Origin of the sequence: Mesobacillus campisalis (genome assembly GCF_000986785.1) — a bacterium.
GTDB classification, from domain to species: domain Bacteria; phylum Bacillota; class Bacilli; order Bacillales; family Cytobacillaceae; genus Mesobacillus_B; species Mesobacillus_B campisalis.
Genome location: NZ_LAYY01000006.1, coordinates 44146 through 56626, shown reverse-complemented (window position 1 = coordinate 56626; position 12481 = coordinate 44146). Strand labels below are relative to the sequence as shown.

General features: G+C 50.4%; 11 protein-coding genes. 7 read left to right on the top strand and 4 right to left on the bottom strand.

Features of this window, described 5'->3' with window-relative positions; genetic code table 11:
- Positions 1–24: 24 nt before the first annotated feature.
- Complete coding sequence (locus WQ57_RS06875) at positions 25–1110, top strand: CdaR family transcriptional regulator (RefSeq protein WP_046523010.1); 1086 nt, start codon at positions 25–27, stop codon at positions 1108–1110.
- A gap of 124 nt (positions 1111–1234) precedes the next feature.
- The gene (locus WQ57_RS06870; protein ID WP_046523009.1) at positions 1235–1432 is read left to right on the top strand and encodes a CsbD family protein; all 198 of its coding nucleotides are present in this window, start codon (positions 1235–1237) and stop codon (positions 1430–1432) included.
- Positions 1433–1896: 464 nt separating this feature from the next.
- On the opposite strand, the gene mgtE is transcribed toward WQ57_RS06870, so the two are convergent.
- Positions 1897–3255 (bottom strand): magnesium transporter, encoded by a 1359-nt coding sequence (mgtE, locus tag WQ57_RS06865; protein ID WP_156183070.1) that lies wholly within the window; start codon positions 3253–3255, stop codon positions 1897–1899.
- Positions 3256–3435: 180 nt separating this feature from the next.
- Here mgtE and WQ57_RS06860 point away from each other — a divergent pair, with 180 nt between their 5' ends.
- On the top strand, positions 3436–4002 hold the full coding sequence (locus WQ57_RS06860; RefSeq protein WP_046523008.1) for an RNA polymerase sigma factor: 567 nt from the start codon (positions 3436–3438) through the stop codon (positions 4000–4002).
- On the top strand, positions 3980–5710 hold the full coding sequence (locus WQ57_RS06855) for a DUF4179 domain-containing protein (RefSeq protein ID WP_046523007.1): 1731 nt from the start codon (positions 3980–3982) through the stop codon (positions 5708–5710). Before WQ57_RS06860 ends, WQ57_RS06855 begins: the two co-directional genes overlap by 23 nt.
- Positions 5711–5755: 45 nt before the next feature.
- Here the strand turns inward: WQ57_RS06855 and WQ57_RS06850 are convergent, their stop codons facing one another.
- Both WQ57_RS06850 and WQ57_RS06845 read right to left on the bottom strand, forming a co-directional pair.
- Entirely contained in the window at positions 5756–8845 is a 3090-nt protein-coding gene (locus WQ57_RS06850) for an efflux RND transporter permease subunit (protein WP_046523006.1), read from the bottom strand.
- Between the two features lie 3 nt (positions 8846–8848).
- The gene (locus WQ57_RS06845; protein ID WP_046523005.1) at positions 8849–9706 is read right to left on the bottom strand and encodes an efflux RND transporter periplasmic adaptor subunit; all 858 of its coding nucleotides are present in this window, start codon (positions 9704–9706) and stop codon (positions 8849–8851) included.
- A gap of 294 nt (positions 9707–10000) precedes the next feature.
- Between WQ57_RS06845 and WQ57_RS26135 the strand changes: the two genes are divergently transcribed.
- The 3 genes from WQ57_RS26135 (at position 10001) to WQ57_RS06835 (ending at position 11610) form a co-directional block, all read left to right on the top strand.
- Positions 10001–10171, top strand: coding sequence for a transporter associated domain-containing protein (locus tag WQ57_RS26135; protein WP_241481498.1), 171 nt, complete (start codon positions 10001–10003; stop codon positions 10169–10171).
- Positions 10172–10379: 208 nt separating this feature from the next.
- The gene (locus WQ57_RS06840; RefSeq protein ID WP_241481493.1) at positions 10380–11081 is read left to right on the top strand and encodes a C40 family peptidase; all 702 of its coding nucleotides are present in this window, start codon (positions 10380–10382) and stop codon (positions 11079–11081) included.
- Positions 11082–11205: 124 nt separating this feature from the next.
- The gene (locus WQ57_RS06835; RefSeq protein WP_046523004.1) at positions 11206–11610 is read left to right on the top strand and encodes an anti-sigma regulatory factor; all 405 of its coding nucleotides are present in this window, start codon (positions 11206–11208) and stop codon (positions 11608–11610) included.
- A gap of 35 nt (positions 11611–11645) precedes the next feature.
- On the opposite strand, the gene WQ57_RS06830 is transcribed toward WQ57_RS06835, so the two are convergent.
- On the bottom strand, positions 11646–12440 hold the full coding sequence (locus tag WQ57_RS06830; protein ID WP_156183069.1) for a CBS domain-containing protein: 795 nt from the start codon (positions 12438–12440) through the stop codon (positions 11646–11648).
- Positions 12441–12481: the final 41 nt, after the last annotated feature.

Sequence of the window (12481 nt, the reverse complement as noted above, 5' to 3'; positions counted from 1 at the left end):
ACCAAGTTTAGCGGAGGGAAAGGAATGCTCACGAAAGACATCGCCCAAACCATTGTTCATGAAACATCGAAACGTCTGAATCGCAACATCAATATTATGGATGAAAAAGGAAGAATCCTTGCCTCTGGGAACCCCGAGCGGATCGATGACATTCACGAGGGTGCCCTTCAAGTGTTAAAAAGCGGCGAACCCCTGACCATTTCCGCCAATCATGAAGGAGTATGGCGCGGGGCCCAGCCAGGCATCAACCTGCCGATCCAGTTTCAGGACGAAATAGTCGGCGTTATCGGCATCACCGGCAATCCTGATGAAATCACCGAGTTTGCCGGCATCGTAAAAATGGCAACCGAGTTGATGATCAAGCAAAGATTCATTGCAAACCAATTGGAGTGGCAGCAGCGGACAAAGGAAATGGTCGTGGAAGAATTATTGAAAGACACCCCCTCTTTTAAAAATATCGAGAGGGGGCTTAGTCTGCTTGAGATGGAATTGAAGGCCCCTTTCCAGGTACAGGCCGTGCAGCTGTCACACCAGGCGATGTCCAACCAGACCCTGATTCAGAAAATCGAGGGCATAATTGGCGAGGGCAGCGGCTTTGCCTGTTTTATCAATATCAACCGGTTGTTTTTTATCTTTTCCGGTTTAAGTGATCTGGAGGTACAAAAAAGGCTGAAACAAATTTACAGGGAGCTGAAGCAGCTGAACCTTCCCTTCCGCCTCTCCCATGGCACGCCGTTTGCCAATCTTGAAAGCTTCCGCCAGGCCTACAGCGATTGTGAGCTTGCATTAAAAATCAGCGATGAGGAGGAGGACTTTGTTCCGTTTCTCGAAATCGAAACCAAAGCGCTGATTCATACAATCGAACCAGCACGGGCGCAAAGGTTCAAAGAGAGGATCGTCACCAAGACCGTGGCCAAGTATGCCGATACGCTGCAAGCCTTTTTCGAGAATAACCTGAACATCCAGCAGACAGCCGATGACCTGTTCATCCACCGGAACACGCTCACCTACCGGCTCACCAAAATACAGGAAGAAACCGGCTACGACCCAAAGCACTTCAAAGACGCCCTCACCCTCCAGCTCGCCCTCTGGACCGCTGAATTACAATAAAGCACTAAAGGGTGCCTGACCCGCGGTGCGGTGAAGTGTTGAAGAGTGCCTGACCCCTTATGTTTGGGCTGTCCGACTGAGGGGTAAATAAGGGTTAACCGACTTTTGAAGGAGGCTGACTATAATGAAAAATGATGATCAGACTAAAGGAAGCTGGGACCAGGTTAAAGGCGAAGCTAAGAAACAGTTTGGCAAGCTGACCGATAATGAATCGATGGAAGCGGAAGGCCGCATGGACAAAGGCAAAGGAAAGGTTCGTGAAGCTTTCGGCGATGCGAAGGAAAATGTGTCACGCGCCTTTAATGATTCGAAAAGAGATTAATAAATAAGAACAGTTTAAACGCCTGGGTGATTTCCCCAGGCGTTTTTATTTTAAGGTTGGATACAGAGGTGTGGTGCGGGTTGGAGAGGCGCTGGCCGTTTATTTGCAAATTTTCACGGTCTATTGTCCGCTTTCCCCATTCTATTGACAGATTTACCGACTCTATTAGCGAGTTTTCCTTTTCTATTTGCCGGTTTGCGGGTCCTATTGTCCAAGAGCATTTCTATTGTCCGATTTCCTCATTCTATTAGCTGATTTACCTCTTCTATTATCCAAATTCCCTTTTCTATTTGCCGGTTCGCACGTCCTATTGTCCGGGAGCATTTCTATTGTCCGATTTCCTCATTCTATTAGCGGGTTCAACGATTTTATTAGCCAATTTTCCTTTTCTATTTGCCGGTTTACGCGTCCTATTGTCCGGGATATTCCTATTGCCCCCAAGCACTTAACACTTCTTCCCCTTCCTACATCAGCTGCGTCAGGAACATGGTGGCGATTCCAAAATAAATGAACAGGGAAAGGATGTCATTCAGGGTCGTAATCAGCGGGCCGGATGCGACTGCCGGGTCAATATTGAAGCGGTAGAGGATCAGCGGAATAACGGTTCCGGCGAGGGTTCCGAAAATTAAAGTTAAAAAAAGCGAGCTGCCGACCACAAAACCGAGCACCATGCTGCCTTTCCAGAAGAATGCGATCAAAGAAATCAGCAGGCCGCATATAACCCCAATCATGAGCGCCACCCGGAATTCGCGCAGCACCAGCCGGACCACTGTCTTTCTGTCGATGGTCCGCGTTGTCAGCCCGCGCACCACAACAGCGAGGGACTGGGTGCCGGTATTCCCTGTCATCCCGGCAATCATCGGCATGAAAAATGTCAGAGCCACCACTCTCTCAATTGTCTCCTCAAAGGAAGAAATGATCGTACCCGAAACGAGCCCGATAAACAGAAGCAGAATCAGCCATGGAAGCCTCCGGTAAGCAGCCACCGTCGCCTTCGTCTCAAATGTGATGTCTTTGCCGGAAGCGGAAAGCTTGGCAATGTCCTCGGATGCCTCGCGGATGACCACATCGATCACATCATCGACGGTGACGATGCCAACCAGCTTGTCTTCCTCATCGACAACCGGCATCGACAGAAAATCGTAGCGTTCAATCAGCCGGGCCACCATTTCCTGGTCGGTCGTCACCGAGACAGAAATGACGCGCGTAAACATGATATGTGCAATTTTTTCATCTTCGTCATGCAAAATCAAATCGCGGTACGAGATGACTCCCTTCAGCTTCCGCCCGCTGTCCACCACATACATATAATTGAACGTCTCGGTAATCTCCGCAAAATATTTAAGCTTGTCCACCGTTTCCCGGACAGTATAATGCTCAGGTATCCAGACGAACCGGTTGGTCATCAGCCGGCCGGCTGTATCGGGCGGATAGTCCATCATCTTTTTGACAATCAGCGACTCCTCCTGCTTCATAAGTGAGAGAAATCCCTTCACCTTGTCGGGAGGCAAAGAGGTGAGCAGTGCCGCAATGTCATCGTTGTCCATCAAATCAAGCACTGCCCCCGCTTTCCCGGCACCAAGCTTGATCAGGACCTTCATTTGCTGGTCCGGTTCCATTTCCATAAGCAGTTTGGCAATCTGCTCCAGCTCCAGCATCGCAAGAAGCTTCGTCTGGTGTTTGTCGGGAAGCTTATGATAAATGAGGTACATATCGTAAGGCTGCAGCTCTTCCATCGTCTGCTGCAGGGCCTCTTTTTCTCCTTCTATGATCAAATCCATCAATTCCATCGTCATCTGAGTTTCAGGAATCACCTCGGTCACCTCCTGCGCTGCCCAAAAACACTCTAACGTTCAAAAGGTCTCCTTATTGAAGTTCCCCGCCACCTTCCCGTAAAACCATAATTTTTTTGAAACACATGAAATTATTCTCCAGCCAAACACGTTATGATAGATGAAAGATAAAACGAGACATGATCATGATTATTGAAACGGGAGGTCAAGATGGAAGAGGAGCGGCAGTGGATCCTGGAGGTGCTGGCCGGCAACAAAAAGGCTTACGCCCATATCATTAATAAATATAAAAACCCTTTATTTGCGACGATTCTGCGAATGACACGGAACCCGCAGGATGCCCAGGACCTGGTACAGGAAGCCTTCATAAAGGTATACCACCAGCTGAACAAATACAGCGGGAATGGACCGTTTTCAAGCTGGATGTACCGTGTGGCCATCAACCATTGCATGGATGAATTCAGAAAGAAACGCTATAAAATGAAGCAAGTTCAGGTGGATGACGACATGGTGCAGGACCATCATCATCCCGAAGTGATTTTTCTTAAAAAAGAGAAGAACCGCCTGCTGGAAAAACTGCTTCTCACCCTGCCGGAAGAAGAGCGGATGATTCTCCTCCTCCGTTATGTCAACGAGCTAAGCTACAGCGAAATCAGCGGCATCATCGACCTGCCCCTTTCCGATGTGCGCAACAAACTGCATCGGGCCAAGAAAAAATTGAGAAATACCGCCGAGCGAGAAGGAGGCTATTTTCATGAACTGTCCAACGGCCGATAAACTGTCACAGTATAATGATGCACTGCTCTCCCAGCAGGAAAGTTCACAAATTCATGCCCATATACAAACCTGCAGGCATTGCCAGCTTCTGCTTGAAACATTCGCCAATGAGGAGCAATTTTTAAAAGAAACACTGCAAAGCCCCGGGCTGCCTGAGGAGTTTGCCGAAACCGTCCTGAACCAGCTGCAGCCATATGAACAGCCAGCAGCTCCCGGGAGGAAGCTGGAGAAAAAGGTCATGCTGTCAGCTCCCGGGAGGAAGCCGTGGAAAAAGGCCGTGCAGGCAGCTCCCGGGAGGAAACCGTGGAAAAAGGCCGTGCAGGCAGCCCCCAGGAGGAAAATGTGGAAAAAGGCGATGCTGTCAGCGGCCGGGCTCGTGCTTGCCATCGGTCTCGGATCCTCGCTCAACCCAAGTTTTGCACAGTGGATTGGAGGTTTATTCTCCACCGACCAGGTTGACGAGGGCTTGAGGCTTGCTGCAAACGAAGGCTTTGCCCAGCGTGTCAATCTTGAAGCAGAGGATCAGGGCTTGACCTTTAAAGTCGAGGACATGGTTGCGGATTCCACCAGGGTCGCCTTGTCTTACCAAATTTTAAATAAAAAAGGCAAACCGCAGGATTTGTACCTGGACATGCAAGACGGCAGGAACGAAGTGTACGCCCTTGACAAAAACGGGGCAAGGATTGAGGTTTCGGGCTTGAGCTGGGGAAATGCCGACGATTACGGTGTTATCGAATTTTCCCTGCGCGAGCAGAAGGGACTGGAGCAGCTGACGGTCAAATTCGACCTGACGGAACTTAACGGCAAGAACGGATCCTGGCAGCTTGAGGTGCCGGTCGACCTGAAGGACAGCCTGAAATCGACCACCATCCTCGCGTTTAGCGATACCGAAACTTCACGGCATGGCGTGAACATCGCCATGAAAGAAGTCCAGTACGCCCCTTCTTCCAATGAACTGGTGTACGAAACTTCTTTTACCGATGAAGAGCGAAGCAAGATTGAAGCCCAAATCAAAGTGCTGGAAGAACGATTCGGCAAGGAAAAGGCCGGCACCTTCGCGAACTATGGCACGGCGATTCAATATCATCTTGAAAATGAGGAAAACAAAACCGTCTACCAGCACAATACCTTTTTAAAAGGAAAGGGCCATACCAGTGATGTCGGCATGCTGCAGGGCATGGGGGAGAATATGGCCACAGTCGGCCATATGAGATGGAATGAATCGTTTATTCCGCAAAAGGGAGAGGAAAGACTGAACTTTGTGCTTGATGGAGTCGTCAAAACCGTCCCCTCCGACTTTACGGTGAAAATCAAGCCGAAAGAGCTGAAAAAGACCCCGCTGTCCTTCGAGTATGAAGGCAACTATATCTCTATAAAAAAAGCGGCAAAAGAAAGCAGGTATTCCCTAAGGAAGGCATTGATGCCAATCCAAAAGGAAACCATCTTTAAAATTGAAATGGAGGGCAGCAAGGAGGCTCCTTCATCGGAGTTCGGCGCCTGGCTGCTCGAGGATGACAAAGGAAACCACTATACCGCCTACCACAGCGGCTCGATTCTCGATGCGAAAGATGAAAATGGCCGCTACAAGACCACCATCGACCTGACAGTGTACGGCATGGACGAAGTGCCGGAAGAGCTCACTCTGCACCTTCTGTCGGTCACCCGCTACCATGAGGTGGAGGATAAATGGAGAGTTCCGCTAAAATAGCCTATTAAAGAAGGCAGCCCGGATTTACCCCGGGCTGCCTGTTTTCTATTCTTCTACTGTGGCCGTTCCATTCTTCCGCTTCCTTCTCCTTGTAGCTTTTGCCGTCCAATCATCAAACAGGGTATAAATGACTGGCACAAAGAAAAGCGTGAAAAGTGTGGAGACACTGAGACCGAAAATGATCGTGATGGCGAGAGGCTGCTGCATCTCGGCTCCTTCCCCAATCGCCAGTCCCAGCGGAATCATCGCAAGGACGGTGGTCAGGGTCGTCATCAGGATCGGGCGCAGACGGCTGCGTCCGGCTTCGATGACGGCTTCATCCCTCTCGATTCCTCTCCGCCTCAATATATTGATGTAGTCAACAAGCACAATCGAGTTGTTGACTACAATCCCCGCGAGCATGATGATCCCGATGAATCCTGGTATGCTGAGCGGGATTCCGGTAATGAACAAGCCGCCAAGGACACCAATCACCGAGGTCGGCAAGGCGAACATGATAATGAACGGATAAAGGAAATTCTCAAACTGTACAGCCATGACAGCATACACAAGGAAGATCGAGAACACCAGGGCAATCGCAAGGTCGCCGAACGCATCGGCCATGTCTGCGGCCTGGCCTCCGATGGTGTAGCTGTACCCTTCCGGCAGGTTCATGCTGTCCAGCTTTTTCTCGATATCCGTCGAAACACTTCTCAGGTCACGATCAGCAATCGCGCTCGTCACATTAATCTGAGGCTGCTGATTTTGCCTGTTCAGTGATACCGGACCCTGCATTTCAACAAAATCGGCCACTTCATCAAGAGGTACCACCGCGCCGGCCGGCGTCTGGATATTCACATCCTGCAGGTCACTGATGGTCGTGCGTCGGTCTTCCGGATAGATCAGCGTGATGTCGAGCTCCTGGCCTTTTTCACGGTATCTTGTGGCAACCTGTCCGGTGAACTGCATCTGGATTTGCCCCATGATTTGTTCCTGGGTCATCCCGTAGACAGCTGCCTTGCCTTCATCGATCACGACATTCATCTGCGGAATGCCTTCCGATGCACCGCTTGTCGGGTTGAAGACGCCTTCCACCGTGGAAATTTCCGCGACGACTTCTTCCGCTAGCTCCCTCAGGATCTCGTGTTCCGGGCCGTTAAGCTGGATCTGGATCGGATCCCCCATGCTCATCATGCCCCCATCCATGGAGCTGGCCGTAATTTCGGCCCCGGCGATAAGCTGGAACTCTTTATCCATCTCCTGGACAATCTGGGTGGTGGACCGGTCGCGCTCACCGGCTGGAGTAAGCATCAGGGTATAGGTTGCCTGGTTACTGGAGCCTGGCTGGGCGCCAAATCCTCCTCCGCCGACGGTCACATAGCTGACTTCAATAACATCCTCATACTTTGAAATGACTTCATTCACTTGCTCAACAATCTGCAGCGTATATTCGGACTTTGTCCCAGGCGTTGTTTCCACTGTAATCTGCGCCTGCCCCTGGTCGGCTGCCGGCATGAATTCCGCCCCGATGAACGGAATCAGCGCAAGGCTTCCGCCGATTAAAAGCAGCGTGACAAAGATGGTCGTTTTGCGCCACCGCAGGACGCCTTTGAGGCCATTGCCATATTTGTCCCGAGTCCAGCCCAGGAACGAGTCGAACCAGGAACGGCGTCCGTGGCCTTCCATTGCTTTTGACAGCAACTTGGATGACAGCATCGGCACAAGCGTGACGGCGACAACAAGTGATGCCAGCAGGGAAAAGGCCACGGCCATGCCAAGCGGCATAAACAGGTCGGCGGCGATTCCGTCGACGAAGACCATCGGCAGGAAGACGACCAGCGTCGTCAGTGTTGAAGCGATAACGGCCGGCGCCAGTTCGGATGCACCCTTAGTGGCCGCTTCCTTATGGCTATAGCCTTGTTTTCGATAGGAATAGATGTTTTCCAGAATAACGATTGAGCTATCGACCATCATCCCGACTCCCAGCGCAAGACCGCCAAGCGTCAATACATTCAATGTCTGGCCGGTGAAATACATGAGCGCAAAGGTGGAAATCAAAGCGATTGGAATCGACAGGCCGATGACCAGTGTCGCACGGACACTGTTTAAAAACAGCAGCAGCACGAATACCGAGATCGCGCCGCCGATCAGGATGTTATCGACGACGGAGTCAATCGACATCGTAATGAATTCCGATGTATCGATCAGCACTTTGAGCTCAATATTGCCGGCAAGTTCATCTTCAAGGCCTTTGAAGCTCTCCCGGACCGTTTCCGCTACGGCCACCGTATTGGCATCTGTTTGCTTCATGACCGACAATACGAGCGACGGCTCGCCGTTTACGAGTGCCGTGGAGGAGGACTCCTTGAAAGTGTCCTGGACTTCGGCGATATCCTTGATCAGGACGGTCGCTCCTGCCGGCGTCTGGATAATCGTATTGGCGATATCTTCAACGGACTGTATATCGCCTTTTATCCTTAGCTGCAGATCCTGGTTGCCTTTTTCAATGGTCCCGATGGAGCCTGAACGGTTCGTTGCGTTCAGTGCCTGGACGATGGTCTGCGAGTTGAGCCCATGCTGCTGAAGCTGCGCAGGATCTAGTTGCAGCTGGATTTCCCGCTGCCTTGCCCCCTCGACGGAGACGGAAGCTACACCTGTCTGGCGCTCAAAATAAGGGACGACCTGCTCATTGGCAATCTCCGTCAGCTTTTCGGCACTGTTGCCGGTAATGCCGATATACATGACCGGCAGTGCTTCCGGGCTGAACCGCATGATCCTTGGGTCTCCTGCCTGCTCTGGCAGCATCGGCCTCACCTGGTCGATTTTTTCGCGGACATCAAGGAGAGCCTGGTCAAGGTCCACGGAGTTCTTAAACATCATAATGACGAGCGAGGAACCGGATTGGGACTGGGACTGGATCGTGTCGATTCCTTCTACTGTACTGACCGCCGATTCAAGGGTCCGGCTGACCAGGTTTTCAACATCCTCCGGGGCGGCGTCGGGATAGCTTGTCGCGACGACGGCCACCGGCAGGTCGATTTTAGGAAAAAGATCGACCGCCAAATTTCTGACTGATACAATTCCGAGGGCAATAATGGCGAGCACAATCATGATGACGCCAACTGGACGTTTGACAGAGGTTTCGACTAGCTTCACCGGTTATTCCCCTTTCACCACGTTGACGGCAGAGCCATCCGAGAGGGTTAGCTGGCCTGTGACAACAAGCTGGTCGCCCTTCTTGATCTCGCCTTCAATCGCGGTCTCAGCTGATTGGGTCGCCAAAATAGTTACAGGCTGTTTGACGGCCTTCTCATCTTTTACGAGGTAGACAAAAGTTTCATCATTCTCTTCGACAATCGCTGCTGTCGGTACAAGAACCGCTTCGTCGACCTGCTGTTCGGGAACAGACAATTCTGCTACCATGCCAGGCAGGATTTCGCCTTTTTCATTTTCCACTGTGGCTTTTACCGGGTACAAGCCCGTATCGTTTGGCATCGTGCTGATCGCCGTCACTTTCGCTTCGTATTCCTTGCCATTTATCGTGACCTTCAGCTGGTCATCGACAGAAAACAGGCTGCGGAGCGAGGCTGTAACGGTAAATTCAAGCTTCATGGTTTCCAGGTCGGCCACAATCGCAAGCGGTTCTTCATTGGAGACCATATCGCCTTCCGATACATTCAGATTCGCAATCTCCCCGTCCTTTGGAGCCCGGACTGTCTGCTTTCCGGCCGGTGTCGAGATTCTCGCGATGATGTCGTCTTCCTCCACCTCATCTCCATTGGCCGCCTCAAGCGAATCCACTTCCCCGCCCATCTGAAGCATCACCGGGGACGAACTGTTTGGCGAGGTGCGTCCGAAAACGGAGCGGTCGATGGACAGCCCGCCTTCTTTCGCCTCAGCCACCTCAACGGCAGCCACCCTCGTTTCTTCCGCAGTATCTTCTGTATCTTTTTCTGTACATGCAGCCAGGGTTGTCATCAGCATGACGGCCGCTGCACCGTAAAGCAATTTTCTCATGTAAGGAATTCTCCTCTCCCAAACTGGCAATAATGTATTCCAGCAATTTCGCCGGATCAATCTACTTCAAAAGCCCTCCTATATATAGAAGCCCAAAAACAAAAGCTACGCATCCTACTACGCACAGGATGTCCCAAAAGTTTCATCCTGAACCATTGTGACCAACCGGTCAGTCACAGAAATCGCACTTCTCCATTTTAAACAATCCCACCCCACAACACAAGAAACAGCATTGTGAACATCACCCAGCTAAAGCACTAAACGGTGCCTGACCCCCGGTGCGTTAATGCGGTGATGCTATACTCGCCTGCAGGGTGCCTGACCCCTATCGCTGGCCATATCCCCGAAAACGGTGAAAGTTTTGTGTATGACAATCTGGAAGTGACTGTCACCCTTGTTGAAGATCACCGCATCAAGCAAGTAAAAATGACAAAAATCCCAAAAGCTGAAAACAAGCAAGAATAATCCCCGACAAAGGCGGCTCCTGAAACACTGCAGGAGCCGCCTTTTCCTTGAAAACTATCATTCTTTGACACGTTTCCCGGGCAATAATGTAATAGTAGAAGAAATAGATGTCACTTTTTGTAATATAAACGTAATTTCCCTGTTATTCGTTTGTAACCGCTCCCGCTATATACTATGTTTAACATCTAGCAATCGGGGGTATACAAACTTGTTTAAGAGAATCCTAGCAGCTTTATTGCTTTTCACCCTAGTAACTACTGCCGCACCGTCATTGGAAAAAGCTTCTGCCTCTGGATCCCTTTATATTGCAAAAATAGACTCTGGCAATCTTAATGTACGGAAATCGGCATCAACCAAAGCTGCCGTAGTGACCAAGCTCAAAAAGAATCAGCAAATGACTGTCCACTCCCAATCAAAGGGCTGGGCTCATATAACGGCCAACGGAAAAAAAGGATATGTAAGTTCAAAATATATTGCACCAAAGAAATCAATCGCAACAGCAACTGCCAAGAAGCCGGCGGCAAAAGCAACAACCGCTTCCTTTAGCACAGATTACCGCTCCAAGGCCATTTCCGTTGCAAAAAGCAACCAGGGCGTAAAATATCTGTGGGGCGGCAGTACGCCGAAAGGCTTTGACTGCTCCGGCCTTGTTTCCTACTCCTTCAAGCAGGCAGGAAAGACTCTTCCGCGCACCGCGGCCGAGATGTACACAAAAGGGACGAAAGTTGCTTCGCTATCCCCAGGGGACCTGTTGTTCTATGCGACAGCCGGCGGCAAGAAAGTAACTCATGTAGCCATCTACATTGGCAATGGTCAAATGGTTCATGCAACCTCATCCAAGGGTGTCACCATTGACAAAATGAGCAACTCATACTGGAAAGCCCGCTACGTAGGCGCGAAAAGAATATAAACAAAAAAAGTGGCGGCCAAGCCACTTTTTTAATGTCCATGAGGTTCGTCCCCCAGTCCGAGTGTATTTTTTCACAGTATTCCTTTTTAAACATTAAAGCCGCAAATGGCCTGGAGGGAAGCGCATGGAAGCCAGCACAACGATCAAAATCGCCTCAACCCTAGATATCAGCAAAGCAAGGCAGAATGGAAAGGATATTGCCCAAAAGCTGGGATTCAGCATGGTCGATCAGGTGAGAATTAAAACCATTGTCTCCGAATTGGCCCGCAATATCTACCTGTATGCCAAGCTGGGCGAAATTGTGATTGAAACTGCCCATTACCAGGGCAAAGCAGGAATCAAAATTGTGGCCAAGGACCAAGGGCCAGGAATCCAGGATATCAATAAGGCGCTGGAACCAGGGTATACGACCTCCCAGGGAATGGGCGCGGGCTTGAGCGGCGTGAAAAATATCGCCGATGAGTTCGAAATCGAATCCTGTCCTGGTTCCGGCACTACCATCGTGGTCACAAAATGGACAGGAAATTAATATCACAAAGAAGGGGCCGTGCAGGCTCCTCTTTTTTATGTTCTTCCCCCTTCAGCCAGCAGCGCTTCGCTGACCTCCAAAACACGTTCGCAATCTTCAAGGATGTCGATGATTTCTTCCCAGGTCATGGTGATTCCCAATTCGTTGGAATGGGCAATCCGGTCCCGCAAGTCACGGATCTTTCCAGAAGTTTTCTTCCAGCGGCTTCTGGAAGCCAGGCCAAAGCTTTGGAACAGGAACTCATCGTTCTTGATGATTTCCAGCTTGTCACTGATCTGCAGGCATTCAACCAGGCTGATGTCTTCATTCTTTTCCAGCCTTTTATGGTACAGATTTTGCGCCAGTTGAAGCCGGCCGTCACTGATGAGCGTTTTCCATGAATGGTCCGGAAATTGTTGAAAGATAAGCTCCCCCAGGTTCATTTCAAGCAGCGTTATATATCCAAAAATCAGGATCCTGATTGGCGGCTTTTGCAAATCAGCGGAGGTAATCAGCTTGGTGACCTTATTTTGCTCCAAAACAAAGATGCGTGACCGGTTTTTAAAAATATGCAAAAACTGGATGAGCGGCGTGGAATTTGTTAGGATATCCCGCATCAAAAATGGTTTCACATAGTTGGCAATAGCCCCTGTCCCCAGGTCCGCCCTCTCGACAAAGCCGATCACCTCATTTCCTTCCCTGACACCGACCACATCATAATTCCTTTCTTCCAGCTGCATTTTGACCGCTGCGGCATCATCAGCAACATCGCACACCGCCAGTGCCTCCGCGATGCTGTCCACGGTCATATTGCTTTCATATAGGTTTTTTAACGCCTGATATTTGCCCATGCCTTCTCTCCCTTTCTGAAGCCTTTCCGTCGTTCCCACCA